Raw genomic sequence first — 25,188 nt, 5'->3', positions numbered from 1 at the left:
AGATGTTGCAATTCGAAGATGATTTGAATTCGGTTCCGGGTCTCGGCCTGCAGCCGGTGGCGGGGTTCATCGCAGCTGCGCCTGCATTTACAAAACCCGACGAGCGCTATGCCGCCGGCAACAGCGTGAAGCGCATTTCGGTGGAAGACAAACATATCATCAACTGCCGCGCCGATGTTAATCAACTGGTGCCGTTCAAGTACAAGTGGGCGTGGGAAAAATATCTTGCCGCATGCGCCAATCACTGGATGCCGCAGGAAATCAATATGAGTCGAGATATTGCGCTGTGGAGGGACCCACACGGCCTTACCGAAGATGAGCGACTCATCGTTAAACGCAATCTGGGGTTTTTTGTCACCGCCGACAGTCTCGCAGCGAATAACATCGTTCTCGGTACGTACCGGCATATCACCAACCCCGAATGCCGGCAGTATTTGCTGCGCCAGGCATTCGAGGAGGCTATTCACACTCACGCTTACCAGTACATAACGGAAAGCTTGGGACTCGACGAGGGTGAAATTTTCAACATGTACCACGAAATTGCGAGCATACGTGACAAGGACGAATTTCTACTTCCATTCATTGATACGTTGACCAACCCGGAATTCAAGACTGGCTCAATGGAAAACGACCAGAAGCTCCTGGGGAGTTTAATCGTGTTTGCGTGCATCATGGAAGGGATGTTCTTCTATGTTGGATTCACCCAGATACTCGCGCTGGGACGGCAAAATAAAATGACCGGCGCGGCTGAACAATATCAGTACATCATGCGCGATGAATCGATGCACTGCAACTTCGGTATTGACGTTATTAATCAAATCAAGATGGAAAACCCGCACTTGTGGACGCCAGAGTTCCGAGAAGACATTAAAGGGTTGATCCAAAAAGGTGTGGAGCTGGAGTACCGGTATGCCGAAGACACCATGCCACGCGGTGTATTGGGTCTTAACGCGTCAATGTTCAAGGAATACTTGCGCTATGTCGCCAACCGCCGCTGTCAGCAAATTGGCTTGGACACGCTATACCAAGGCGCGACCAATCCTTTCCCTTGGATGAGCGAGCTGATTGATCTGAAAAAGGAAAAAAACTTTTTTGAAACACGCGTCACCGAGTATCAAACCGGCGGGGCATTGAACTGGGACTGATGCGAAGTGGTCGCTTTACTGAAACGGGCATGAAAAGGCGACCGGATGGGTCCTGAGCCTGGGTCGCGCGAGGAGATTGAGAGCAAAACTGTGCCGGCTGTAAACTGGCACCGTTCCTGCTGAACCCCGCCGTGGTGAGTCGGCGAAGCAGCTATAACAAATTGTGGTGAGGTGGTTGTCGAACGTGGCAGCATGCGTAGCACCGTGTTTAACCTTAGTGTAGGAGGCAGTTATGGCAACGAAACGTAAATCGAAAAAGAAGGCCGGTAAAAATAAAAAAACGATAGGAAGAAGCAAAGCGATGCGAAAGTTGGCCAAAAAGAAAACAACCAAAAAAAAGAAGGCCGTGGCAAAGAAGTCTGCCTGGAAAACTGCGGCCAAAAAGAAGTCAGCAAAGAAGTCGGTAAGAAAGAAATCGGCCAAGAGACTTGCCCGGAAAACGGCGAGAGTCACCAAGCCGGCGGCAGCGCCAGTAACCACCAGTCCCGCCTCGGCGCCAGCACCAAAGCCGATGTCAACCCCAGCACCGTCGGCTTGGCCTTTTGCTCCGACCGGGTCAAGGCCATTGTAACTAATTCGGCGGCGACTACGAAATGCCCTTCCATTTCAAGCGGGGGTTAGCCGTAGTCGCTGTGCTGCGTCCTCATCACCGAGTCGGATTATCCGGGCGAGCGCTAATATTATCGCTCATTTTTGGACGCCGGGGCGGGAAATCGGAATAGGAAAGAAAGCTTTTTGGTCTTAGTATCTGTTGGAGGGCCGATGACATTCTAAAATGTCCATGTTACTGAATGTAAACGCATAGTTAAAAAGCGAGTGCTACAGAGGCAGATTGTAACAGGCGTTCAGAAAAAATAGTTATTAATTAATCAATGAGTTATGAAATGGCTGGAATTAGATGCAAGATTTTTATAGGTTTTTAGGCGGGTACTTATATCGCAACGCATCATAATGAGTTGATTGCTAACGCATAAAATTAATAACCGGTTTCTAAACAGCATGATATAATTATGCTGCTTTGCACAAATACCCTAGCGGCAATGTCTTACCTAATCAGTTTAAAAGCCGCTTGAGCACGCGACCCGCAGGAAATAAATGGTCCTCGGATGCATTTCGGTATTTATGCAGCATATCGGCTAGTAAACGAGGAGGTATTTGCAAACATGATTAATTCTACGCACATCGAAATGGATCATATCGCTTCGTTGCCCGGGAAGGGCCGAAGCTTGCTCATTTTCTTAGCTTTGCTGGTGAGTCTACTGTCGCTCGCATTGAGCCTGCAGTCTGCGAACTTGCCTCAAATTGATACCACTGCAGTCGATTCTCCAAAATATGCGCTCCCGCCGATTCAAAAAGAGACGGAAACTGCGCCGCAGCAAGACATGGTGCAGCCAAGGGTGCCGGAGGATGGCAAATTGCTGGCGCTCGCGGAATTTGTTTCGAAGCGATATCGGGTGTCTTTGGATGCCACGTTGAACTTGGTTGGAGCGGCTTTCTCCGCGGGCAAGGAGACCGGTCTAGATCCTTTGCTGATCATCGCGGTAATGGCGGTCGAATCGAGGTTTAACCCTATCGCGGAAAGCGTCGCTGGCGCAAAAGGCTTGATGCAGGTGATTCCGAAGTACCATATGGAGAAAATAATTGCGTCGGGCGGGGAGAAAGCGGTTCTCGAGCCCGAGACAAATATCCTGCTCGGCGCCAGAATATTGAGGGAATGCATTGTGCGCAGCGGGGACCTTACCGGCGGGCTTCAAATGTACAATGGGGCCCTGGACGATGGATCCAATCAGTACGCACAGAAGGTCATCAGTGAAAAACAGCGGCTGCAGCAGATCCTGAAAAATTACCGCAACCAAGTTTGACATTCCATCCCCGGTGATCAATGGTTCGGACGGTGCGCCTTGCGGGGGGGCACCGGCAACACCCGTATGTGTACGATGAATACTGGGACGTGTTTTCGGTAAACCGCTTGGTTACGGCGCCGCCAGTGCTGCTGGAAAAACGTGACGTTAGGCTGACCGTAGACACCTCATGCGGCAAGTGAATCGCAACTGGTTAGAATAGAACTTAGATTCAGCAGCTTACAGTTTTGATAGTAGGCGCTCGCTTTCCTGGCTTCAAAGTTGTTTTGGCCGGATCCTGCCGAATTCTGAGAATGGACAAAGGCTTTTGGGCATCGCTCGACCCGATGCAAGGGGAATTTCTCGGCTTTATATACGAGCCAGGCATTCAAATTCCGAGTTGTTGAGGCAAGGCGAAGTCACTCTAGTTCAAGATTGCTCGGTCGAAGTGGGAATACAGCCGTGTATCAGCTATTGTGGAGGAAAATTTCCAGTCGCCGGATTCCTTCCATCAGATTTTCCAAAGAAGTCGTGTAGGAGAATCGAACGTGCTGCCTTGCTTCGTGGCTGCCGAAATCCACTCCCGGAGCGACGGCAACCCCGGCGCGCTCAAGAATTTCCCAAGCGAACGTTTCGCTGTCATCGGCATACCGGCTGCTGTCGGCATAAAGGTAGAAGGCGCCTTGGGGGTTAACCGGAACTTCAAGCCCGAGCTTGCGTACAGCGGGCAGCAAATAGTCACGGCGGAGTTTGAATTCAGCGCGGCGCTGTTCCAGTATGGCAATGCTATCAGGTTGAAAGGCCGCAAGCGCAGCGTATTGGGCAGGAGTGGATGCAGCGAGAAAAATATTCTGAGCAAGTTTGTCGGCATCGTGTACACAGGATTCGGGTGCCACCAGCCAGCCCAAGCGCCAGCCGGTCATTCCAAAATATTTGGAAAAGCTGTTAATGACAAAAACCCCGTCCGAAACAGACAACGCACTTGTGGCTTCCCCGTCGTATACGAGACCATGGTAGATCTCATCGGCGATAAGCGCGCCACCCAGAGCACGCACCTTTTCCACAATGAGTCGCAGATTTTGCGCCCCGAGCAGAGTTCCCGTCGGGTTTGCGGGAGATGCAATTATTGCTGCCGCAGTGGTGGCCTCCCAATGTTGGGCGATGAGTTCAGAAGTAAGCTGATAACCATTAGCGGCGCTCGTTACTATGCTTACTGGGACACTTTCTATAAGTCGCGCGAAATGGCGATTGCAGGGGTAGCCCGGATCGCTTATCAACACCTTATCACCGGAATTAACCAGAATGCCCAAAGCCAAAAGCAGGGCGCCGGATGCACCGGGAGTAACGATAATGCGCGCAGGCGAAATCCTAAGTCCGTAACGCTTTAAATAGAACGTTGCGATTGCTTCGCGCAGCTGAGGGAGGCCGAGCGCGGGAGTATAGTGAATATTGCCCTGCTGCAGTGCCCGTATACCTGCCGCCACGACAGGATGTGGTGTCGGGAAATCCGGCTCTCCGATTTCCATGTGAATAATGGAGCGCCCTTGTGCTTCGAGCTCACGCGCCCGCGCTAGTAGCGCCATTACATGAAACGGCTGAATGTCCGACATCCTGCGCGCGATGCGCGACTTTTCCCGTATATCCGCCGCTGCTTTAAGAGTTTCCATTAGCTTGCATGAAACGATGCTGTAAAAAGCTTACTGTAATTCAATCAACTCCCCAAGCGCAAAAGCGGAAATTTGGCGTAAGATCGGCGGGGTGAGTTAAGGAATCTTATGCGAGCAAATTTGCAGGCCGGCCTTAGGTATGAATTCAAGTTCGAAATCCCGGCAACCAAGACCGTTCCATACCTCTATCCTGAATCGCAGTTGTTCAGAGAAATGCCGCCGGTACTGGCAACCGGTTTCCTGGTTGGGCTGGTCGAGTGGGCGTGCATCGAGGCGATTCGCCCGTGCCTCGACTGGCCGCGTGAGCAAACGTTGGGCACTCGGGTAAATCTCACTCACTGTGCTCCCACCCCTCCCGGTCTCACCGTCACGGTGAGGGTCCGACTAGACAAAGTCGAGGGACGCCGGCTGGAATTTTCGGTTAGCGCCCACGATGGTCTCGATACCATTTCCACGGGCACGCATGAACGCTTCATCATCGACAGCGCAAAGTTTGGTGCACGAGTCGCCGAAAAAACGCCCCGTATGATCAAGTAACGGCTGTAGCTTCTGGCTATTTTGATTTTGGGATTGCCAACGGCCGTAAAGCTTGCTAAAAATAAATTGAGGTTAATTAAATATATCGTGTATGCAGAAGGAGGAAACATGCCTGATACTATTCGCAAAGTGGACTACTTTACCGTGAGTGCGCCCAATAAAGTCGGAGAGGGTGTGCGTATGCTCAAAGCGCTGCGTGATGCCAGCGTGAATTTGCTTGCCTTTTCAGGTTTTCCGCGAGGAGGACGGGCACAAGTCGACTTTATTCCTGAAAACGCAATGGCTCTAAAGGACGCGGCAAAAAAGGCGAGATTTAAGCTCAGCGCCAAGAAGACCGGGTTCTTAATCCAAGGAGAAGATCGCGTAGGTGCCATTGTTGAAACCTTGGGCAAGCTGGCGGACGCGAAAATAAACGTTACTGCGTTGGACGCGGTGACAGCGGGCGAAGGGCGCTATGGGGTAATTTTCTGGGTCAAACCCAAGGATGTCGCGAAAACAGCGAAACTTTTAGGCGCAATGTAAAGCAAGGCAGCCTGCCTCAGCCGATGCGGTTTTCCATCCGACCGATTCCCTCAATTTCGGTTTCCAGCAAATCGCCGGGCTTTAAAAACTCGGGTGGTTTGCGCGCAAAACCGACTCCAGCGGGGGTGCCGGTAGAGATGATGTCGCCTGCTTCTAGAGTCATTCCCAAGGATAGTTCGGCGATAAGTCGCGGGATTTTGAAGTAGAGGTAACGAGTATTTGAGTCCTGTTTGGTAATGCCGTTGACGCGGGTAACCACGCGCAGATTTGCGGGATCGAGGTCATCTCGAGTCACGATCCACGGTCCCATCGGGCAGGCGCCGTCGAGACTTTTGCCTTTAAGCCATTGACCACCATGCCGGCGCTGCAGGTCGCGCGCCGAAATGTCGTTCACAACGGTGTAACCGAAGATGTAATCCGGCGCCTCGCGTTCTGAGATATCCTTGCCGCTTTTGCCGATTATGACCGCAAGCTCCACCTCCCAATCGATTTGCTCAGATACTCTCGCGTCGTATGGGATCCGGTCATAGGGACCCGTCACCGCTGTTGGGGTCTTGCTAAAAAACACCGGGTGCTCCGGCAAGTCGTGACCGGAGTGGCGTATGGTTTCCCCTTCCGCGAAGTGTTCCAGATAATTCCATCCTACGCAGAAGACATTCTTGCGCGGCCGCGGAATGGGTGCGACCAACTTGAGCCCCGCCAGTTCCAGAACCGAAGTTTCTGCTTCCAGCAGACGCCGTACTGCGGCGAACCCTGCTGCTCCGGAACTGATTAGCGCCAGCATATCGGAAGCATCGAACGGAAGCTTCAAGTTAAGTCTTTTTGTTTGCTCCTCCAAGTCGAGCACACGCTTGTTGTCACGCAACACGCCGACTCGAGTCGAACCGCCGCGTACAAAAGTCAGAAATCGCATCGAGGATACCGGCTTTCAACCAATATTTTTGTTAGTTCGCAGCGTCATCCGCAAAAGTGAAGCGTTCGGAGCAGGAGAACGGCCCGCCCATTCGCTGTTGGTCCAATCGGCGACATGAATCATCTTCCGGGCCGATTCCCAAGCGCGTTCGGTCGCGATATCAGCAGCCTGAGCATCATAGTTGATCCTAGACTGAGAAACTGTTGAATGAAACTATAACAGGCCTATCCGGCGGCTCAAAGAGATGCATTGCGCTATTATTAGGCTTTATGGATTCCTGCAGCGATTACGCAGCGGAAGCTATGGCTGATACTTGGGTTTCCGCCATACTGGATGGCCGGCTTCCCATCATACGTACGATCATTGCAATTAACGCCTGCGGGCCGACGCGGTCGCGTCAAAGATTGACATTGTCGATGCGCGTGACGAATTGCGGCCGCCTTGCAAATGCTTCGAGTGGCCTGGGCGACCTTCCGGAACCGGCGGACCGTGGTGCACGGGCAAACCGCATTTCAACGGCAGCGCTCAACCGCTTGAAATGGCACTGCGGCCACTGTCAACAAGGGTAATAGATTGGTGAATTCCATTTATCCGGACCGGGCTGGAGCGGAAATGGGCTGTGCTCGCGTGCTGAGAATGGCAATGAAGAGCCGCAATACAGCGGTGTGGCTCGCGGCATTGTCCTGCCCATGCGGCGTTTATCGCGATAGAAAACGGATATTCTGGTGAGCGGCATGTCAGCGAACATACTCGGTTCGAATCGCAAATGGTTGGTCAACCAGCTTGCACGGGCCGTAGTTTCACCGCAGTGGCAGGGTAGACCCGAGCAGGCATTGTTTGAGCCCATTCATGCCATTCAGGCCGCGGTGCTCGTGCCGCTGATAAACCGTGAATCAGGGATCACAGTATTGTTCACTCAGCGCACCGCGCATCTTGCTGACCATGCCGGCCAAATCAGCTTTCCTGGCGGCAGAGCTGAGGCGGGCGATACAAGTGCACATGACACGGCGCTACGTGAAGCGGAGGAGGAAATTGGGTTACCACGCTCAAGCGTAGATGTTCTGGGGATTATGCCGGATTACTTTGTCCATACTGGGTTTCGAATAGCTCCGGTGGTAGGGTTGATTAATCCGCCATTTCCCGTGAAACTCGACAGCTTCGAAGTCGAGGAAATTTTCGAAGTCCCGCTGCATTACTTTCTCGACCCCGCGAATCATGAACGGCATAGCATAAGCTATATGGGCAGGCCGCGGCAATATTACGCCATGCCGTATCAACGTCGCTTTATATGGGGCGCGACCGCGGGAATTCTATACAACCTCTATCAGGTATTGAGCAGTCGGTCCGAATAGACTATTGGATCGCGAGATTGAGCAGGGACTTGACCTGCGCATCTAGGAATTTGTACGACTGCCGTGCACAGCGCCGCGCCCGCGGCGCGCAGCGATCTCGTCACCGCAATTGTTGAGCGTCCGCCGAGGGTGCGTGGCAAGTGGCTTCTCGTTTTTCAAATCCACGTGGCAGTGAACGGCAAAAAATGTGAAGCGGAAGCGCTCGGGAAAATCAGAACTGCAGCCAAAAGAAGCTGTTTGAGGCGCCTTATATCCTCAAGTCTTTAGTATCGGGCATGCCGACAGGCTGAAAAGCTGCAACCTGTGAATACGCAGGGAGGGCTGTTCGGCAACGTCTTCCTGATCTCGCCCAGGTATTGCGGCCCAAGATTTCTGCACACTATGGGTCTATTGGCTTCGGGCAATATCTGGCGGTGCGACGCGTACGTGTGGCAATATAGCGGCTTGCAAAGAAAAATTGTGGCCGCAATGCCTGACAATCGCAAAGACCGGGAAATTTCAATGTTGCGTTCTGAAATCGAGATGCTTATGTCGGAGCGCCAAACCCTGCTCCGAGTTACCGGCGCCGCCGCGGTATTCGTAGCCGGCATGGACAGCAGAAGCCTGCCCCGAGAGAGTTACGCATCGGCGGAAATGTTGGCTGAAGGCTTGAATAAGCTGCCCGAAGACACATTGCGTGACGCGCTGGATTTGGTGAAAGGGCGGGGCGCGGCGAAGGATACGAAAACGTAGTCCGAAACAGGGTGCAGTTATTGCATACTGGTCCAGAGAGCAAGGTGGATGTCCAAGCCGCAAGACCCAAAGTCGCAATTATTTTGACCGGAGGCGGTGCACGCGCTGCCTACCAGGTGGGTGTGCTGTGGGCCGTATCGCGGTTGCTACCCAGGAACGCCCGTAATCCATTTCCAATTATCTGCGGCACGTCCGCGGGTGCCTTCAATGCCGCCGCATTGGCTGTTAGCGCAACCGACTTCCGCGTAGGCGTGGGGCGATTGATGGCAGTATGGCGGAATTTTCACGTGGGCCAGGTGTATCGATCCGATCCGGCCGGGGTTTTCATTTCGGGTGCGCGCTGGATGACCGCATTGCTAATTGGTGGTTTGGGCAAGCACAACCCGGCTTCCCTACTGGACAACAAACCGCTTGAGGCGCTTCTCAGGAATAAGCTTGAATTCAAAGGAGTGCAGGAGAGCATTGACCGTGGTGCGCTTTACGCCTTGAGTATCACAGCTTCGGGCTACACTTCCGGGCAATCCGTCACTTTTTACCAAGGCGTGCCCACGCTGACGCCGTGGAAACGCGCTCGCCGCCTAGGCATCCCTGCGCAAATCGGCCTCGAGCACTTGCTTGCCTCCTCGGCGATTCCATTCATGTTTCCAGCGGTCCGTATCAACCGCGAGTATTTCGGGGACGGTTCAATGCGCCAGTACGCGCCAATCAGCCCGGCGCTGCATCTGGGCGCGGAGCGCGTGCTGGTAGTGGGCGTGACCCTGGGAGAGGAAGGTAAGCGGGTCAAATCAGAAGGATACCCGTCGTTGGCCGAAATCGCCGGCCACACCCTGAACAGCATTTTTCTCGACAGCATGGAAGTGGATCTGGAGCGGCTGCAGCGTATCAATAAGACATTACAGTTGGTTCCTCCTACAGCCCTTGAGAAAAGCGAAATTTCGTTGCATCACGTAGACGTGCTGTTGATTTCCCCAAGCGAGGCAATCGAGTCCATCGCGGCAAAGCATGTGCATACTTTGCCGCGCGCCATCCGCTTTTTATTGCACGGTGTGGGCGCGACTCGGCGCAGCGGGTCCAACCTGGCGAGCTATTTATTATTTGAAAAATCGTTCTGCCGCGAACTTATAGATCTGGGTTACCATGATACGATGCGCAAGGAGCAGGAAATCCTGACGTTTCTCGGTTTTGCTCCGACCGGCGTCGCAGCCTAGAAATTTGCCCGGTCTTGTCCTTATCGGGTTTCGCCCGGCGATTCCGCCCCGCATAGAGTTATAAGCTTTGGGCAGTCCGGCACTGACTTTCTTCGATTCGATCGTGTCACACTCCAGCGGCCGGGCTTTATATAGAGACGCGCGGCCTAGAAAATCGGCGCGGAGTTTGCGACCCAAGTGTGTGGTGAATAATACGGTGCTCAGGCGTTTGGCGGCGTTTCCAGGCTGATAACCCCGCCGGTAAGGCGCGGTCCACCGCGCGATGTCTGCACAATTTTTGATACTCGAATGAGGCGCGTGCTGTATGCCTTACCTAACCCGATTCGCCGGCGGTTTGGACAGGATTGAACGCGAAGGGATCAGGTCCGTGACAATTGCGGCGTTGATTTTGAGTTAACACGAAAAGTTTCACCGGAAAATTCATTGCTTCACAAATTGCGCGCCTTTGCTGTATATTAAAAACTGGCTCGCAAATTCGCGCAGCGTTACCTATAGTGAAACAAACATCACATTAGGGCGGTCAAAAGCGAAATGAACGGTATGTCTATCAAACATAGAACCGGGCGAGCAGTAGTTGCAGCAATACACGACATGTATCAGTACAGGAGTCTTTTTGCCGGAAGTTTTTGCACCATCGAGCCGCACCGTTAATTTCAACGTTGGACCTACAACAATACACCACTGAAATTTGCTATGAGCCGAGCCTTTGTCAAAGAGCAAGATGACAAACCAGCAATAGATGAATTGCCGGAACGCCCGCAAAGCCCGCATCCCAATTACGTTACGCCAAAGGGTTATGCGCAGCTGCAGGAGCGCAGCCAGGCATTGATCAAGCAGCGGTCAGCGCTCGCCGCGGATGTCGATGATCCGCTTGCCACGCAACAACTCAAGCAGGTGGAGCGGGATTTGCGTTATTTTCAGGCGCGCCTCGAGCGCGCTATTGTAGTCGATCCGGCTACGCAGCCCGCGGGTGAAGTGCATTTTGGCGCGAGCGTGAGCGTACAGGATGAAAACGGCGAAGCGCGCGAATTCACTATCGTCGGAGAAGACGAAGCAGACGTAGCCAAAGGCAAAGTGAGTTGGGATTCGCCCCTTGCCCACGCAATGATTGGTGCGCGGGTGGGCGATAACGTGGTTTGGAAACGCCCTGCAGGGAATTTGGAATTGGAGGTCACCGCAATTCGCTATGCGCGCGATTGAGGGAGCGTACGCGTTGTCCGGGGCACAGGGTGAAATGGTGTCCTGTTATTTCCATAACAATTCATTCGTCTAATGAGCCTCGTCTTTGCAGTAATCGCAGCGCTCATAATCGAGCAATTCTATCCGCTTGGACCAGACAACCGATTTTACGAGTGGTACGCGCGCTATGCTGATTTCCTGCAGCGCCGCCTCAACGCCGGTGCGAGCTATCAAGGCATAATAGCCTGGCTTGCCGCGATATTCCCTGCTCTATTTGTTGCGGGCGCGGTTTACTATGTTCTGACCAAACTTCATCCATTTCTTGGCTGGCTATGGAACGTGATGCTGCTATACGCGACCATGGGTTTTCGACAGTTCAGCCATATCTTCACCCGCATCCATAAGGCACTGCGCGAAGGAGACTTGCAGCAAGCACGAGTACTGCTGAGCCAATGGCGCCGAGAAGAAGCGACTCAGTTTTCTACCAATGAAATTGTGCGGGTGGTAATAGAAGACGGCCTGGTTTGTTCCCACCGCTACGTGTTTGGTGTGATATTCTGGTTTGCTGTATTGCCGGGCCCGCTTGGAGCCGTGTTGTACCGCTTTGCATCGGTTCTGAGCGAGAAATGGGATAGCCGCCGTGATGTGCAGCTTGCCGGATTTGGCAACTTTGCGGTGCGAATATTCAATTGGATTGATTGGGTGCCCGTGCGGCTTACCGCAATAAGCTTCGCTATCGTTGGTGATTTCGAGGATGCATTGCACTGCTGGCGTGTACAAGCAATGTCATGGATTGACGCCGAGCAGGGCGTTATTTTGGCGAGCGGAGCCGGGGCATTGGGCGTACGTCTGGGAGAACCGCTGCACCAATATGACAGCAGCCTCAGCTATCGTCCCGAGCTCGGGCTCGGCGACGAAGCCGATGTCCAGCATCTGGAAAGCGCCATAGGCTTGGTATGGCGCGCCGTGGTCCTGTGGCTGCTGGTACTGCTGCTATTCGGTCTCGCGGTTTGGGCGCGCGGCTAATACGCTTGCTACTTGAACTTGTAATAGTGCTGATTGAGAAATGCCGCGATGTTGACTTCATCTTCCGGAAACAAACCAGCGTTGGTATTGGCATTGCAGGTATCGATTCGAGAAAGCAGCTGTTGCGGTGTCTTGACGATACGGTTAGGGCGGGTATACACCTTCGACCCATCTCCCCCAAACATGGACACATGACAGCCTCTGCAAGATTTCTGCTCCAGTTTTTCACCTAACTTCGCGTCGCCGTTGGCGAATGGATCTGCGGCGGCCGGTATAGCGGCGAACAGCAGTAATGCCGTCACGAACCGAGCGTTCACGTTTTTCCTTTCATTGAATTAACTGAAGGATCTAATTATGCACCGCACCTTGCAGCCGGGCGATGCGCAGCGTCGCCGGCGGGTGGGAGTCATAAAACGCGGAATGCAGTGGATCCGGCGTGAGGGTCGATGCATTATCCTTATAAAGTTTTACCAGTGCCCGCATTAAATCTGAAGCCGACGCAAACCGCACCGCGTATTGGTCTGCTTCGTATTCATGCATCCGCGAGTAGGCGCTCAGCAGCGGCTGCAGCAGGAAAGTGAAAATCGGCGTGATCATGAAAAACAGCAGCAGTGCCATCGCAGTGGATGGAGTCGTGACATTGAGTCCCTGATAAAACCACGGCTCGTTTATCAGCATGCCCAAGAGCCACAGAAAGCCCAGGCTAACCGCAAATGTCCAAAGCATCCGCTTGATCACGTGGTACAGCTTGTAATGACCCAATTCGTGTGCCAGTACCGCTTCGATTTCCGCGGGCTCCAGCCTGGAAAGCAGCGTGTCAAAGAAAACGATCCGCTTGGCGGCGCCGAAACCGGTAAAGTAGGCGTTGCCGTGATTGCTGCGCTTTGAGCCGTCCATCACAAACAATCCTTGTGACTTGAAACCGCACCTGGCGAGCAGCTGCTCCACGCGAGTTTTGAGCTCGGGATTTTCCATCGGAGAGAATTTATTGAATAGTGGCGCGATGTAGGTGGGATAAATGGCGAGCACCAGCACGTTGAAACCGACCCACGCAAGCCAAACATAAAACCACCAGTATGTTCCCATTTTCGCCATGAGCCACAGGACGCAGAATAAAAGCGGCACCCCGAACACGGTCGCGAGCAAGGCTTGCTTCAGCAGGTCCACGATAAACAGGACCGGAGTCATCTGGTTAAATCCAAATCCGGCCTCGATAACAAAAATACGGTAGATATCAATCGGGATTTCGATGATGCTGACAATCACCGCCACACTGATTATGAGCGCCATGCCGAATGCTAGACCGTTTCCCAGCCATCCGGCCCAAGCGTCGCTCAGCAGCTGGAGCCCGCCGCCTAGCGTAAGCGCAAGCAGCAACAGCGCGTCGACGACAGCGTGCACCATATGGAGTCTGGTTTTGGCGCAGCTGTAATCGGCGGCTTTTTGGTGAGCCGCCAGGTTGATTTGCGTCGCAAATTCCTGCGGCACGGTATCGCGGTGCCCACGGATGTAGTGAATGTGACGGATTGCAAGCCACAGGCGGGCCGCGGTAGTAAGCAGCAAGGCGACCAGGAAAACTGCGGTAAAAACGTGCATGCGTAAGCTCGAGTAACGGAAGGCGCGAGGTTATGACACAATAAGTCTTTAGAATTTCGAGAGCACATTATGGCACAAGACGCAAGTCATCTCATCTGGATTGACATGGAAATGAGCGGACTCAATCCGGACATCGATAAAATCCTTGAAGTTGCGCTGGTCGTGACGGATAGCAATCTGAATATTATGGCGGAAGCACCAGTACTGATCGTGCGCCAACCGGCCGCTTTGTTGGATGCGATGGATGAATGGAACAAATCCACGCACGCCAAAACAGGGTTAATTGACAAGGTCAAGGTGTCGAACTTGGGGGAGGCCGAGGTCGAGGCGCAGATGATGAGCTTCCTGGCGCAGCACGTGCCTCCCAAAGCGTCCCCGATGTGTGGCAATTCGATCTGCCAGGACCGACGCTTCCTGGCGCGGTATATGCCGCAGTTGGAGGGGTATTTTCATTACCGCAACCTCGATGTCAGTACGCTCAAGGAGCTTGTGAAACGCTGGAAGCCTGAAATTGCGGGCGGGCTTTTCAAGCAGGGCAAGCACGAAGCGCTGGCGGATATTTACGAATCGATAGAGGAAATGAAATATTATCGGGAGCATTTTATTAAATTGTGATTTCACGGGTCTGTAAGTCGATCCCGATAGCCGTCTCATGGAACTGCAGAAAAATCCGGAGCGCCGCAGCGGAATTATCATGCTGATCATCGCCTGGTTGCTGATTATCGGGCTGGTGTACTGGTATTTCAACGGCTGGGAGCAGCGACAATTTAATCCCAATCCGCAAGCACTGCTGCAGCGGCAAAGCGGTGAGCTGGTGTTGAAGCGCAACCGCGCCGGACATTATGTCGCAGATGGTGAGATCAACGGCGCTAAGGTGACGTTCCTCGTGGATACCGGTGCGACTCAGGTTGCGCTGCCGTTGCAGCTTGCCCGACAGCTGGGGTTAAAGTTTGGCGCCGCGATTATGCTTGACACGGCGAACGGCAACGCAATCGGTTATTTGACGCGACTCTCCGACGTACGGGTAGGCCCGATCGAGTTGCATGATGTGAGCGCGGTGGCGAGCGACGGCATTGACCAGCAAACCGTATTGCTCGGTATGAGTTTTCTGAGGCGCCTGGAATTTACCCAGCGCGATGGACATTTGATCTTGAAGCAGCCCGCCGCCGGCACGGCCCATTAGCCGCGGCTCTTTTAGGGAGAAATCAACTGCAAAAAGTCGGAGTGATCGGACTGAGCGGAGACGGGAAACGCCTGGCGAGCATCATGCACGCACACGGATTCGGCTTGGCCGCATATGACCCCGAACCTGCCGTTGGCATCAAGTTCGCCGAAGTTTGCGAAATTCAATCTTGCCACAGCCTGGAGGAGCTCATGACCTCCGTACGCAGTCCGCGCAAGCTGTGGGTTATGCCTGGAGCTGCAGCTTGCCTCGAACACCTTGAGCCGCTGCTTGAAATCCAGGACGTCGTCATCGATTGCTCCGTTATTCATTACCGGAATACTGTGCGTCGCTCCAAGCAGCTGGCTGAACGCGAAATAAAGTTGGTTGATGCCGGATTATCGAGCAACGGCACGCATTGCGCGCTGATGGTCGGCGGTGAAGCGCAGGTGATCGAAACGCTCAAACCGCATTTTGACGCGCTCTCGCCGCAGCGCTGGGTACATTGCGGGCCGAGCGGTTCAGGGCATTTTGTGGAGCAGGTGCGCAGACGCCTGGAGTACGCCGTAGCGCAAACCTTGTATCAAAGTCTGGCGGCAGTCAGAATGAGCGGAAGTTTTGCCGTTGATTTACCGATGATGGCGCAAGTCTGGCAAATTGGCAGTGCCGACCAGGCCGCTGTTCAAGAACTGGCCGTTGAGTTTCTAAACGAATCAAATATCCTGTCCCGTATCAGGTCAAATGACCCGCAACAACTGGCAGGACTGCGTCAGCAAATGACGCCGGCGCTCAATCTGGCACTCGCCCTGCATTTCGCGGACCAGGGCTCGCGCCTATTCCAACAGCAAATTGCCGCGTTGCTCGGCATTGCGCAAGCCAAATCGGGTTGAACGCGATACGCGGCAATTAATCCAGACTGATCTCACCGTCGAATTTGACGTCGAGCTTCAACTTACCAATGCGCAAGTTCATGCTTGCCGGCAAGGTGTCCTTGCCCGAAATCGATCCTTGAGCCAACGCCTTGTGTACCGCTTGTTCGATTTCATGCTGCGACTTAACGCCGACCATTTTCAGAAACTTTCGGATGCTTAAGTTAAATGTTTCTTCGTTCATAACGGTCCTTGTGGGTATTGGAGAGGGCGTTACAAGACTAACACTAATTGATTAAGCCGGTAACCATTTAAGTCGCGGGTCTTGGAATCCTGTGGCTTTGTCTTTGCGCGGGAAAAGAGGCCGCAACGCCAGGGTGCTGTGAGTCATTTGCCGACCCGGACCTTGCGAACAGTCAAACAGTCTGCAAGTTACACCCAGCGAAGTTTTTTCGGAGTACTGTTGAACTCTGTGTGACAGCTTGCACAGGCCGGCGGCACCATGGCCTCCCGGTATGCCACTAACGCTCTCCAGATCGCAGGGCTGGATGCGCGGCGCATGATTTGGGCTTCAGTCCGCCAAAAATGTAGCGTGAAATTGCTTTACGCCGCCCTACGCTTGGATTCTTACCTGCAAATAAAAAGCCCCCGGTTGAACACGGGGGCTTTGCGAGCTTGATGGAGACTTAACTTTGAGCGGCTCTCTTCTTGGTGTGGTGCACTTGGCTGGTCGCCGCGGCGACACCGGCCTCAGTCAGTTCGGCGACTTGCTTGGCGGTCTTGGTCATCGTGCCGTAGGCCGAATTGGCAGCAGCCATTGCCGATTTAATGGCGGCGACTGCAACATCGGATCCTACTGGAGCTGATTTGGCAACCTTATCCAGAGCGGCGACCACCGCCTTGTTGAATTCGGTAGCGCGTTCTTCAAGTAGCTTCGAGATTTCGGCTTGGGTTTCGGTCGCCAGTTCATACACGCGCCGCGAGTACCCCAGGGCTTTTTCAAACGCGGGCTCAGCGATCGCAGACTGCAACGCCATAACTTCCTGTGCGTCCTTGGCTGAGATCAGAGCCTTGGCGTTTGTGGTGCTTTCCGCCAGACTGTTCTTAGCCGCCGTTAATTGCAGATCAAACAAACGTTCTGCGGCATCGAGCGTGGCGGCGGTGATTCCGGCCGCAATTTCCAGGTTGCTCTTGTTGGCCGCAACCAATTGCTCAGGTACGTTAAACATGGTTATCTCCTTAAAAAATAAATTATCAAGTGGTTAAAGCATCTGCAGTGGCAGTTGAGTGTAATGCTGCATTGCATCAATTTCGTATTCTACTGATTTTATTAGCTCTGTCAACATAATTTTTTTAAATATTTTGTCATGCAGCAAGGGACCAGACCAGGACAGAGTAAAATGCATATTTATCATGGTCTTAATCATGGAAAGCATCGCTAGATCCCTCTGGGACGCCTTGCTAAGCCTTTTTCACCCAAAAATCCTGGGATTAATTTTGCTGCCCGTGTTCCTGGCTTTCGTCATATGGGGCGGGCTATCGTGGTGGTTCTGGCAGGACTGGGTTAGGGAAATAAGCCATCTGCTCGCCCAAACGCCGTTGCAGCAATTTTTATTACGGCATGAAATTCACTGGGTTGCGCTTTCTTTGGCTACCGCGCTGTTGATCTTGCTGCTGGTTCCAGTGGTCTTGGCAACCTCGCTTCTAGTGACCTCGGTGCTTGCCATGCCGGTCCTGGTCAGGTACGTGGGAGAGCGTAGTTTTCCAGGATTGGAAAAGAAACACGGCGGCACGATATGGGGTAGCCTGTGGAATCCTGTGGCGGCGACGGCAATATTTATTTTGCTCTGGCTAGTGACGCTGCCAATATGGCTGCTCGGTTTGCCTGCTGCAGTATTGCCGATACTGCTCTCGGCATATTTGAGCCAACGGCTTTTTCGCTACGATGCGCTCGCAGAGCATGCGAGCCCAGAGGAATTTACGTTGATACTGGAACGGTCGGGCATAAGGCTCTACGTGCTGGGGGCGATTTTAGCGCTGACCCAGTTTGTGCCCCTGCTCAATCTGTTTTCACCTGTCTATATAGGCCTTGCCTATGTCTATTTCTGCCTTGGAGAGCTGCAACGACTGCGCAGCGGACAAGCCTGAAAATGCCAGAAGGCCGATTCCAAGTGAGTGACCACTTCAACGCACAGCCGGGAAGCAATTTGGCGAATCGGTGAGGCCCGAGGGAGGCCCTGCAGACTTAAGGCCTACATGCGCTCAAATATCGCGGCGATGCCCTGACCGCCGCCGATGCACATGGTGACCAGACCATAGCGCCCGCCCGAACGTTGCAATTCATACATGGCCTTGACCGTGAGAATGCAGCCCGTGGCGCCAATAGGGTGACCCAGAGCAACCGCGCCGCCGTTCGGATTCACCTTTTGCGGATTCATTCCGAGTTCCTTGCTTACGCCCATCGCTTGCGCCGCAAAGGCCTCATTGGATTCGATGACATCCATCTGCTCCAGCTTCAAATTAGCCTTTTCCAGCGCCTTGCGCACCGCCGGTACCGGTCCCATGCCCATGATTTTGGGATCGACTCCGGAATGACCGTAAGCAATCATCCGCATCATCGGCTTGAGCCCTTTCTTTTCGGCGGCTTTTCTTTCCATCAGCACTACGGCTGCAGCAGCATCATTAATGCCCGAGGCGTTGCCAGCCGTCACCGTGCCGTTTTCCTTCTGAAAAGCCGCCTTGAGCTTGGCCATGCCTTCGATGCTTGCGTCAGTGCGCACATGCTCGTCGGTATCGAATATAACCGGGCCTTTCTTGGTCTTGAGTTCGATAGGAAGAATTTGCTCCTTGAAGTAACCCTTGGCAATGGCGTTGGCAGCGCGCTTGTGGCTTTCGACGGCGAATGCGTCTTGCTCTGCACGGGATAGCTTGCAACGCGCGGCGATATTTTCAGCGGTCACACCCATGTGTACGGTATCGAAAGGATCCGTTAGCGCCCCGACCATCATGTCGACTACACCGCCGTCATTCATGCGTTGTCCCCAACGCAGGCTTGGCACCAGGTATCCACCGCGGCTCATGCTTTCCGCTCCCCCGCCGAGTGCAACGTCTATATCGCCGAGCAATATGTGCTGAGCGGCGCTGACGATCGCTTGCAGACCGCTTCCGCATAAGCGATTCAAAGTCAACGCCGGTGTCTCTTGGGAAAGCCCGCCCTTAATACAGGCGACCCGAGCCAGGTACATATCACGTGTCTCAGTATGGATCACGTTGCCGAATACGCAGTGCTCCACCTCCTTGGGATCCACCTTGGCGCGGCTCACCGCTTCTCTCACTACACGGGCTGCGAGCTCAGTCGGCGGAATATCTTTTAGACTGCCGCCATAATCCCCGATGGCTGTGCGCACGCCGCTTAATACTACAACTTCACGCGAATTGTTCATTTTCAGGATCCCTTTATCGTTGGAAAAAAACAGAAGATAAAACCGGCAACTGCCATGGTGCAGCGCACAACATAAGTTTACCCTTACAACGGGGCGCTGTCGAGACAACGCACGGATTAATGACGCGTCTGATTGATTTGCGTGATAACCTCGGCTGCGAATACCTGTTCCGCATCGACGGCATCAAACATATACAGGCGATTACAGAACTCGCAATATACTTCCACGGCGCCCCGCTCCTGAAGCACCGAGCGCACTTCGCCGTAGCCCAGGATGCGAAGCATGGCAGTAACGCTTTCGCGCGTGCAGGAGCAGTGGAAGCTGACGGGCTTAACCCTAAAAACCCGGATGTCTTCCTCGTGATACAGGCGGTGGATTATCTGCGGCGCTGAAAACTGCAGCAGTTCGGCGCGCTCGATACTTGAGGCGAGCAATACCGCGCGGTTCCAGGCGTCATGATCTTTGCTTTCGGGCGCAGGCAGCCGTTGCAAAAGCAGGCCCGAGGCTTGCGTATCGTCAACTGCGAGCCACAAGCGGGTTTCCAACTGCTCGGACTCCGCCATGTAATGCTCCAGCACCTGCGCTACCGTGGTCCCTTGGAGACTAACGATGCCCTGATAGCTGTGTTTGCCCTCGAGAGGGTTAATGGTGATGGCAAAGCGTCCGGTACCGAGCAGTTCCTTTAGCGGCATGTCCGAGAGCTCGCCTTCCCATTTTGCAGTTGCGCGCAGATTGAGTTCCGAGGTGCATTCCACCACCAAAAGTTGTACCGGCCCTCCACCCTGCATTTGCATGGTCAGAGTTCCGGAAAATTTGAGCGTGGAGGCGAGCAACGCCGCTGCGGCCATGAGTTCCCCCAGCAAGGCGCGCAACGCCGGCGGATAATTGTGGCGCTCCAGCACCGCGCGCCAGGTCGCCCCTAAGTGCACGATTTCGCCTCTTACCGGCGCATGCTCAAATACAAAGCGTTGTAAGGTGTCGGGAAGTTTCACGACGGGTCTGAAAGGAATCCGATTTGATGTGGTTTTGGTGCATTCTGGTACAGGTAATAACGTTCATAGTTGTCGCCCGGCCGGCTGCCTTGCCAGATTTTTTCCCAGTCGGCGCCGACCGAGGGTTGTTCCTGCGCTCTCCCCTGGATCAGCAGCAAATCGCAATCGATCGTACCGGTGACATCCGAGCGTTGGGTGATGATGCCGGCATAATACTCCAACATCGCGCGCTGCGTTTCGCCCAAATTGCGGCTGGTAACGCATCTGTAATGTGATGGCAGCGATTGCTGGAGGGACGTAAACATCCAGCGATAATTCTTGCTAACGTCCAGCCACGGCAGCCAAAGCGTCATCGCCAACACCCATACCATGGTCATCCCCCCCGCCCAGTTGATTATGGCGCGTCGGTTGGAGCGGCCGATACGGCTGATCAGCGCGAACCAGCCTAAAGTGAATGCCACCCCCACCAGAAAATGGAACATGTTAAATGGCAGGCTGTACCCCGGCAGGTAACCCGCAAGCGAAGTCGCAATCCAGGCCGGGTGACCGGTCATCAAGCTAAACCAGCCCAGCCACAAGCAGCCGGCTAACAGCCCGAAAGTCATGATGCCGAACCAGTCAAGTGCACTGGCCGCTCCGCGCCGCAATGTTTCAAGTGCCGGCGTGGCGAGTAGCGCGAGCGGAAGCAGAAACGGCAGCGCATCGAGATCGTGTACATCGGTATCGAGGCTCAAAGCTATGAACAGCACCGCGATCAACATCAGCGGCAACTGAATCTCGGGTTTGGCAAGTCCCTTGCGGCCGCCCTGCCAAAGGGTCCACAGTGCAAGCGGTAGCGCGGGCCAGGCAAACCACGGTACGGTTTTCAAGAAATATAGAGCTGAAGGTTCTTTTCCATATGGAGCAAAGCCGTATAGCCGTCCAAGGTCGCTTACCCAGAACCATTGTCTGAAGAGCTCGGGCGAGCGCTGGTACAAAGCGATAGGCCAGATGATAAGCCAGGGGGCAGCCGCAATAACCGCAAGCAGCAGACATAAAACATACTTGCGGTTACGCCAGGATTTAAAGAACACTGGAAGCAGCAAACAGCTGATCACCGCCACAATTGGGGCGAGCGTGCCTCGGCACATGAAGCCTATGCCGATTCCCGTCCCGGTGACCAACCCCGCCACCAGCGGGCGTTTCTGATTCAAGGAAAGTCCGAAAAGACATAAGGCGAAACCGGCAAGCAGGCCGAGATCGGAAATCAACTGATGCGCGCGCACCAGCAAGCCTACGCTGCCCATGAAAATCAACGCGGTCATGGTTCCTTTTCCTCTCCCGTACAGGACCTGTCCACACATTCCGATGAAGATGAGCGTAAGCGCCATGTAAAAGCCGCTAGCAAGTCGCGCTGCATCGGGCAATGGCAGGAGCGAAGAGAAGACTTTGGCAAATAGCGCGGCTGTTAGATAAAACAGCGGCGGCTTATCCATGTATGGCTCGCCAGCGAGAGCCGGAACCAACCAGTCGCCGGTATTGTAAATATGCAGCACCACCCCGAAGGTCCCGGGTTCATCCGGTTTCCACGGTTCGTGTCCTAATAGTCCGGGAAGAATCCAGGCCAGGCAGAACAGGCAGGTGGCGGCAAGATGCGAAAGCTTGAGTGACGGCGCCCGCGTCGCTTCAAAAATATTCTCTGAAAAATCCATTTCAATCCGGCTCTAAGCCAGCTTCCGTTGATATAGCTCCTCGAGTACGCGAAGCGGCGAACGACTTTCATCTTGCATCGCGTTTACCGGCAAATTGAAAGTCTGTTCCATTAGATACTGGCCGGAAAGCGCGGCATGAAGCACGCGGTCGCTGAACATTAACCAGGTCGAGCCGGCTGGAAAAGCAAAAGTAATTTTATCCGCGTGCTGCTGGTAATGGTCGTCCATTTTTCCGCGGTCATGCAGTTGCAGCATGACGTGATCATAGAAACTGCGCTTTCCCTTGGTAATCCCGAGGTGCTGGAGCAGCCAGGCCGAGCCTGGCAACTGTGGTGTTATCCGCCCGCAGTATCTCGGCGCAAAATTCTCAAAGGGCTCGCCGATGTTCCACACGCGTGGCTCAGCATCGGGATTTACATTGCTAAACACGCGTAAAATGCGCATGCCGTAGTTCGGACGCGAGGCAAAGGCGTCTACGTGCAAGCGCGAATCATCTTTGCGAACCGAAGCAAAGCGTTTTTCGACCGGCATCGGCCGGTAACTGGTGCGCGCTTGCTCAAGATGCGGGATGTAGTGGGGAAACAGGGATTCGACGAGCGCCCTCGTCTGAGCGGCGAAGCGTGAAATCATGGCTGCAAGATCGGCACGATCGCGGTCGGTGCAGCTTGTGCCTTGAATGCTCTCGTCGCGCCGGTCATAGCTCACGTTTTTGGCTTTGCCGTCGGAGCACGTGGGGGTGAGAAATCGGCGTTCCGACTCGCTAATGGCAAAAGCGAGGCGCGGGAAATAAATCACCTTGCCGCCTTCCAGGGACCGGATCATTCGCGCCCCGGTTTGCGGGTCGGGAACGCAGTACCAATCGTCGATTTCGGATACTTCAATTACATCGTCCTGTGAGAGCATGAGTCTCCTCTTAATTTGAACCCAAGATTAAGCGGACGCGTCGCCGCTCATTCCACGATTTTCAGTTCTTGACCCGGCGCCGGCTCGCCCGAAGGATATTGGGCGTTGATCAGGCGCAAATAACTTTCGGCATTTTTCCCTAACGGTGACCCGCGCGCAAGTTCAGCATACGTGATACCGGGCTTGGCGGTGATTATTTTTATAACCAGCGGCGTTGAACCCCCACGCTCGGCGTTGGTCATGGCATGGAAACTCATTGTGGCCGCTTCTATGTTGTCGTGATAGCGGTTAAATGATTCTCTTGAGGTTGCGCCGCCCACCACCGAAAACGCCTTGTCGTTGAGATAGATCACGGTGATCTTCACGGGCGTGCCCAGGCTGGTGGTTTCAGTTGTGGCGGCAGGAAGACCGTTGATGGTAAGCGACTTGATTTCTTCCCCAAAACTGAACCACTGCCTGCTGCGCAAGTAATCTTCCGGCGAGCCTTGGGGTTCGTCGACGAGGCGCAATTCGATTCCGGCATCGTTGGTCGCGCTTTTCGCCTGCACATGGTCGGCATAATTGCGAACGCGCCAGCCTTCCGGAAATTGCATTACGAGTCCCAGTCCGCTGTGGTAGAACTTCCCCTGGCGGATAATGCCCTGTTCGGGGCTGTCGCCAAAAGTCATGCCATTAATATGCTGCAAGAACGCTTCACGTTTCTCAACGCCATCCGGCCGTGAGATGTTCTGCGCCTCGTTCACTACTTGCTTGAGGCGCGTATCGTTGTCCGGGTGCGTAGCAAAAAGCCCGTGATATGCATTCGGTTCGCGTCCCTCCTGCTTGGCGATTTCCGCGTCGAACAGCTCCTGGTTCTTCAGCACGGTGAGTACCGTCACCATGGCTTGAGGATCGTAGCCGCTTCGCGCCAAATAGACTGCGCCGAGATGGTCGGCCTCCAACTCATCCTCCCGTCCATAACCCGAGAGCAGGGTATTGCCCAGCAGGTTGGTGAGATTGCCTCCTACCGGTGTGCGCATTATCGGGACAAACACTGAGGTGATTTGTGCAACGATACTTGTCGCGGTGGCTCTGCTTATTTGCTGTACGCTGTGACGCGATGCCACGTGTCCTATTTCGTGACCGAGCACTGCGCCGAGCTCGGCTTCGGAGTTGAGATATTCAATCAGCCCGCGGGTGATATAGATGTACCCTCCGGGGAGGGCGAATGCATTGACTTGAGTCGAGTCGAGGACGGTAAAGTGGTAAGCAATATTGGGCCGGTGGCTGTTGTGAGCGAGCTTCTGGCCTGTTTGGTTTACGTAACCCTGCAGATCGGGCGAGTCGTAAACGTGATACTGCTTTCTGATTTCGACGTCGAATTGCCTGCCCATGGCGATTTCCTGTGATTCGCTCATGGTCACCAAATTCGGGTGTCCGGTAACGGGATTGGTTGCGCACCCAGTGAGCCAAAGCGCGAGCCCGATGACACCAAACTTCAAGTCAAACGTGCGCTTCATGTGGTCATTCTACTTTGCGATTAAGCGGCGTTAAAGAGCATATCGCGGGCAAATTGGGTCGCGTTTACTTCATCGCTGCCAGCGGTTATATTCATTTTTGAAAATGTCTTTCAATTGGACCGTCCCCGCGCTCCGGATCGCGAGCTTCGCCTTGCTCTTGCGCTGGGGACTATTAGCGCTTTTCCTCGGCTCCGCGCCGCGAGCGGCATGCGCGCAGAATTTAATTGTCTTCGCTGCCGCAAGCCTTAAGGATGCCTTGGACCAGAACGTCCTTTTATTTGAGCGCAGCACCGGCGACAAAGTGGTCGTCTCGTATGCCGCCAGCTCGGCGCTGGCCAGGCAAATTGAAAATGGAGCGCCGGCCGACCTGTTTATTTCGGCCGACACTGACTGGATGGATTATTTGGCAAAACGCATGCTCATAAATTCTGCGACCCGGGTTGATCTCCTGAAAAACCAATTGGTGTTGATTGCGCCCGCTGACAGTCCCGTCGAAATCAAGATTGCGAGGAATTTTCCTTTGGCTAAGCGGCTCGGCGGTGCACGCCTTGCCATGGCGCAACCCGATTATGTCCCGGCCGGCAGGTATGGGCGTGCGGCGCTGCAAACGCTAGGCGTGTGGGCTGCGGTCGAAAACCGCGTCGCGCCGGCGGAAAACGTGCGGGCTGCGCTGGCGCTGGTGTCGCGCGGAGAAGCACCGTTGGGAATTGTGTATAGAACCGACGCGCTGGCAGATCGGAGCGTACGCATCGTTGCAGAATTTCCCGCGAACACGCATCCGCCGATCATTTACCCCGCTGCGTTGACGGCACGTAGCGCTCATCCCGGGGCCGCGCGCCTGCTTGCATTTCTGGGTTCGGCGCAAGGCCGCGCTATTTTTCGCAAATACGGTTTCCAGGATTGATGAAAGC

At 54.1% G+C, this 25,188-nt stretch carries 27 protein-coding genes; 16 read left to right on the top strand and 11 right to left on the bottom strand.

The genetic code is table 11. The annotated features are described in order from the left end of the window. Positions 1-2: 2 nt before the first annotated feature. From VLV32_02290 to VLV32_02275, 4 genes are all read left to right on the top strand, one after another. Positions 3-1,145, top strand: a complete 1,143-nt coding sequence (locus VLV32_02290; GenBank protein ID HUL40727.1) for a ribonucleotide-diphosphate reductase subunit beta — start codon at positions 3-5, stop codon at positions 1,143-1,145. A 232-nt stretch (positions 1,146-1,377) separates the two neighbouring features. Beyond that, on the top strand, positions 1,378-1,716 hold the full coding sequence (locus VLV32_02285) for a histone-like protein 2 (GenBank protein ID HUL40726.1): 339 nt from the start codon (positions 1,378-1,380) through the stop codon (positions 1,714-1,716). Between the two features lie 592 nt (positions 1,717-2,308). After that, positions 2,309-3,007 (top strand): transglycosylase SLT domain-containing protein, encoded by a 699-nt coding sequence (locus VLV32_02280; protein HUL40725.1) that lies wholly within the window; start codon positions 2,309-2,311, stop codon positions 3,005-3,007. Positions 3,008-3,027: 20 nt separating this feature from the next. After that, on the top strand, positions 3,028-3,189 hold the full coding sequence (locus VLV32_02275) for a hypothetical protein (protein ID HUL40724.1): 162 nt from the start codon (positions 3,028-3,030) through the stop codon (positions 3,187-3,189). A gap of 264 nt (positions 3,190-3,453) precedes the next feature. On the opposite strand, the gene VLV32_02270 is transcribed toward VLV32_02275, so the two are convergent. After that, positions 3,454-4,653: a pyridoxal phosphate-dependent aminotransferase gene (locus tag VLV32_02270; GenBank protein HUL40723.1), complete on the bottom strand. Its 1,200-nt coding sequence runs from the start codon at positions 4,651-4,653 to the stop codon at positions 3,454-3,456. Positions 4,654-4,761: 108 nt separating this feature from the next. Between VLV32_02270 and VLV32_02265 the strand changes: the two genes are divergently transcribed. Beyond that, the gene (locus tag VLV32_02265; protein HUL40722.1) at positions 4,762-5,190 is read left to right on the top strand and encodes a thioesterase family protein; all 429 of its coding nucleotides are present in this window, start codon (positions 4,762-4,764) and stop codon (positions 5,188-5,190) included. Positions 5,191-5,298: 108 nt separating this feature from the next. After that, positions 5,299-5,712 (top strand): hypothetical protein, encoded by a 414-nt coding sequence (locus VLV32_02260; protein HUL40721.1) that lies wholly within the window; start codon positions 5,299-5,301, stop codon positions 5,710-5,712. Between the two features lie 16 nt (positions 5,713-5,728). Here VLV32_02260 and VLV32_02255 read toward each other — a convergent pair whose 3' ends face one another. Beyond that, positions 5,729-6,625, bottom strand: coding sequence for a fumarylacetoacetate hydrolase family protein (locus VLV32_02255; protein ID HUL40720.1), 897 nt, complete (start codon positions 6,623-6,625; stop codon positions 5,729-5,731). A 734-nt stretch (positions 6,626-7,359) separates the two neighbouring features. Between VLV32_02255 and VLV32_02250 the strand changes: the two genes are divergently transcribed. From VLV32_02250 to VLV32_02230, 5 genes are all read left to right on the top strand, one after another. Then, entirely contained in the window at positions 7,360-7,977 is a 618-nt protein-coding gene (locus tag VLV32_02250) for a CoA pyrophosphatase (protein HUL40719.1), read from the top strand. A gap of 303 nt (positions 7,978-8,280) precedes the next feature. Continuing rightward, complete coding sequence (locus tag VLV32_02245; GenBank protein HUL40718.1) at positions 8,281-8,709, top strand: hypothetical protein; 429 nt, start codon at positions 8,281-8,283, stop codon at positions 8,707-8,709. Positions 8,710-8,729: 20 nt separating this feature from the next. Continuing rightward, the gene (locus VLV32_02240) at positions 8,730-9,917 is read left to right on the top strand and encodes a patatin-like phospholipase family protein (protein HUL40717.1); all 1,188 of its coding nucleotides are present in this window, start codon (positions 8,730-8,732) and stop codon (positions 9,915-9,917) included. Positions 9,918-10,610: 693 nt separating this feature from the next. Continuing rightward, positions 10,611-11,117, top strand: a complete 507-nt coding sequence (locus VLV32_02235; protein ID HUL40716.1) for a GreA/GreB family elongation factor — start codon at positions 10,611-10,613, stop codon at positions 11,115-11,117. A gap of 72 nt (positions 11,118-11,189) precedes the next feature. Continuing rightward, on the top strand, positions 11,190-12,122 hold the full coding sequence (locus tag VLV32_02230; GenBank protein ID HUL40715.1) for a CobD/CbiB family protein: 933 nt from the start codon (positions 11,190-11,192) through the stop codon (positions 12,120-12,122). Positions 12,123-12,130: 8 nt separating this feature from the next. Here the strand turns inward: VLV32_02230 and VLV32_02225 are convergent, their stop codons facing one another. Together VLV32_02225 and VLV32_02220 are read right to left on the bottom strand one after the other, a co-directional pair. Beyond that, positions 12,131-12,439, bottom strand: a complete 309-nt coding sequence (locus VLV32_02225; protein ID HUL40714.1) for a hypothetical protein — start codon at positions 12,437-12,439, stop codon at positions 12,131-12,133. A gap of 31 nt (positions 12,440-12,470) precedes the next feature. After that, entirely contained in the window at positions 12,471-13,718 is a 1,248-nt protein-coding gene (locus VLV32_02220; GenBank protein HUL40713.1) for a M48 family metallopeptidase, read from the bottom strand. Positions 13,719-13,787: 69 nt separating this feature from the next. Here VLV32_02220 and orn point away from each other — a divergent pair, with 69 nt between their 5' ends. From orn to VLV32_02205, 3 genes are read left to right on the top strand one after another with little or no spacing between them, the layout of a single operon-like run. Continuing rightward, positions 13,788-14,333: an oligoribonuclease gene (gene orn / locus VLV32_02215; protein HUL40712.1), complete on the top strand. Its 546-nt coding sequence runs from the start codon at positions 13,788-13,790 to the stop codon at positions 14,331-14,333. Between the two features lie 37 nt (positions 14,334-14,370). Then, positions 14,371-14,901 (top strand): TIGR02281 family clan AA aspartic protease, encoded by a 531-nt coding sequence (locus tag VLV32_02210; protein ID HUL40711.1) that lies wholly within the window; start codon positions 14,371-14,373, stop codon positions 14,899-14,901. A 41-nt stretch (positions 14,902-14,942) separates the two neighbouring features. Then, the gene (locus VLV32_02205; GenBank protein ID HUL40710.1) at positions 14,943-15,770 is read left to right on the top strand and encodes an NAD(P)-binding domain-containing protein; all 828 of its coding nucleotides are present in this window, start codon (positions 14,943-14,945) and stop codon (positions 15,768-15,770) included. A gap of 16 nt (positions 15,771-15,786) precedes the next feature. Here the strand turns inward: VLV32_02205 and VLV32_02200 are convergent, their stop codons facing one another. Both VLV32_02200 and phaP read right to left on the bottom strand, forming a co-directional pair. Continuing rightward, entirely contained in the window at positions 15,787-15,993 is a 207-nt protein-coding gene (locus tag VLV32_02200; GenBank protein ID HUL40709.1) for a DUF6494 family protein, read from the bottom strand. A gap of 442 nt (positions 15,994-16,435) precedes the next feature. Next, positions 16,436-16,978, bottom strand: coding sequence for a TIGR01841 family phasin (gene phaP, locus VLV32_02195; GenBank protein ID HUL40708.1), 543 nt, complete (start codon positions 16,976-16,978; stop codon positions 16,436-16,438). 196 nt (positions 16,979-17,174) lie between these two features. Between phaP and VLV32_02190 the strand changes: the two genes are divergently transcribed. Further along, positions 17,175-17,897 carry an EI24 domain-containing protein gene (locus VLV32_02190; protein ID HUL40707.1) on the top strand — a complete coding sequence of 241 codons (723 nt, stop codon included), beginning with the start codon at positions 17,175-17,177 and terminating at the stop codon, positions 17,895-17,897. Positions 17,898-18,001: 104 nt separating this feature from the next. Here VLV32_02190 and VLV32_02185 read toward each other — a convergent pair whose 3' ends face one another. The 5 genes from VLV32_02185 to VLV32_02165 form a co-directional block, all read right to left on the bottom strand. Continuing rightward, positions 18,002-19,192 (bottom strand): acetyl-CoA C-acyltransferase family protein, encoded by a 1,191-nt coding sequence (locus VLV32_02185; protein ID HUL40706.1) that lies wholly within the window; start codon positions 19,190-19,192, stop codon positions 18,002-18,004. A 116-nt stretch (positions 19,193-19,308) separates the two neighbouring features. Further along, the gene (gene hslO / locus VLV32_02180) at positions 19,309-20,184 is read right to left on the bottom strand and encodes an Hsp33 family molecular chaperone HslO (GenBank protein ID HUL40705.1); all 876 of its coding nucleotides are present in this window, start codon (positions 20,182-20,184) and stop codon (positions 19,309-19,311) included. Continuing rightward, positions 20,181-21,875, bottom strand: a complete 1,695-nt coding sequence (locus tag VLV32_02175) for a hypothetical protein (protein ID HUL40704.1) — start codon at positions 21,873-21,875, stop codon at positions 20,181-20,183. Before VLV32_02175 ends, hslO begins: the two co-directional genes overlap by 4 nt. Positions 21,876-21,887: 12 nt before the next feature. Further along, entirely contained in the window at positions 21,888-22,778 is an 891-nt protein-coding gene (locus tag VLV32_02170) for a Kdo hydroxylase family protein (protein ID HUL40703.1), read from the bottom strand. A 47-nt stretch (positions 22,779-22,825) separates the two neighbouring features. Continuing rightward, positions 22,826-24,277, bottom strand: a complete 1,452-nt coding sequence (locus VLV32_02165) for a M48 family metalloprotease (protein ID HUL40702.1) — start codon at positions 24,275-24,277, stop codon at positions 22,826-22,828. A gap of 103 nt (positions 24,278-24,380) precedes the next feature. Between VLV32_02165 and modA the strand changes: the two genes are divergently transcribed. Then, on the top strand, positions 24,381-25,181 hold the full coding sequence (gene modA / locus VLV32_02160) for a molybdate ABC transporter substrate-binding protein (GenBank protein HUL40701.1): 801 nt from the start codon (positions 24,381-24,383) through the stop codon (positions 25,179-25,181). The last annotated feature ends 7 nt before the right edge of the window (positions 25,182-25,188 follow it).

The organism is Burkholderiales bacterium (assembly GCA_035518095.1).
Classification (GTDB): domain Bacteria; phylum Pseudomonadota; class Gammaproteobacteria; order Burkholderiales; family JAHFRG01; genus JAHFRG01.
Note: the sequence above shows the minus strand (reverse complement) of the source record. Positions and strands in the feature narration are given on the sequence as shown.

Coding starts and splice junctions, on each gene's coding strand:
- VLV32_02175 (HUL40704.1), bottom strand. CDS start 21,875: ATGGATTTTTCAGAGAATATTTTTGAAGCGACGCGGGCGCCGTCACTC.
- VLV32_02270 (HUL40723.1), bottom strand. CDS start 4,653: ATGGAAACTCTTAAAGCAGCGGCGGATATACGGGAAAAGTCGCGCATC.
- VLV32_02200 (HUL40709.1), bottom strand. CDS start 15,993: ATGAACGAAGAAACATTTAACTTAAGCATCCGAAAGTTTCTGAAAATG.
- VLV32_02235 (HUL40716.1), top strand. CDS start 10,611: ATGAGCCGAGCCTTTGTCAAAGAGCAAGATGACAAACCAGCAATAGAT.
- VLV32_02190 (HUL40707.1), top strand. CDS start 17,175: ATGGAAAGCATCGCTAGATCCCTCTGGGACGCCTTGCTAAGCCTTTTT.
- VLV32_02220 (HUL40713.1), bottom strand. CDS start 13,718: ATGCACGTTTTTACCGCAGTTTTCCTGGTCGCCTTGCTGCTTACTACC.
- orn (HUL40712.1), top strand. CDS start 13,788: ATGGCACAAGACGCAAGTCATCTCATCTGGATTGACATGGAAATGAGC.
- VLV32_02290 (HUL40727.1), top strand. CDS start 3: ATGTTGCAATTCGAAGATGATTTGAATTCGGTTCCGGGTCTCGGCCTG.
- VLV32_02255 (HUL40720.1), bottom strand. CDS start 6,625: ATGCGATTTCTGACTTTTGTACGCGGCGGTTCGACTCGAGTCGGCGTG.
- modA (HUL40701.1), top strand. CDS start 24,381: ATGTCTTTCAATTGGACCGTCCCCGCGCTCCGGATCGCGAGCTTCGCC.
- VLV32_02165 (HUL40702.1), bottom strand. CDS start 24,277: ATGAAGCGCACGTTTGACTTGAAGTTTGGTGTCATCGGGCTCGCGCTT.
- VLV32_02185 (HUL40706.1), bottom strand. CDS start 19,192: ATGAACAATTCGCGTGAAGTTGTAGTATTAAGCGGCGTGCGCACAGCC.
- VLV32_02170 (HUL40703.1), bottom strand. CDS start 22,778: ATGCTCTCACAGGACGATGTAATTGAAGTATCCGAAATCGACGATTGG.
- VLV32_02280 (HUL40725.1), top strand. CDS start 2,309: ATGATTAATTCTACGCACATCGAAATGGATCATATCGCTTCGTTGCCC.
- VLV32_02265 (HUL40722.1), top strand. CDS start 4,762: ATGCGAGCAAATTTGCAGGCCGGCCTTAGGTATGAATTCAAGTTCGAA.
- VLV32_02275 (HUL40724.1), top strand. CDS start 3,028: ATGGTTCGGACGGTGCGCCTTGCGGGGGGGCACCGGCAACACCCGTAT.
- VLV32_02230 (HUL40715.1), top strand. CDS start 11,190: ATGAGCCTCGTCTTTGCAGTAATCGCAGCGCTCATAATCGAGCAATTC.
- VLV32_02250 (HUL40719.1), top strand. CDS start 7,360: ATGTCAGCGAACATACTCGGTTCGAATCGCAAATGGTTGGTCAACCAG.
- VLV32_02285 (HUL40726.1), top strand. CDS start 1,378: ATGGCAACGAAACGTAAATCGAAAAAGAAGGCCGGTAAAAATAAAAAA.
- VLV32_02210 (HUL40711.1), top strand. CDS start 14,371: ATGGAACTGCAGAAAAATCCGGAGCGCCGCAGCGGAATTATCATGCTG.
- phaP (HUL40708.1), bottom strand. CDS start 16,978: ATGTTTAACGTACCTGAGCAATTGGTTGCGGCCAACAAGAGCAACCTG.
- VLV32_02260 (HUL40721.1), top strand. CDS start 5,299: ATGCCTGATACTATTCGCAAAGTGGACTACTTTACCGTGAGTGCGCCC.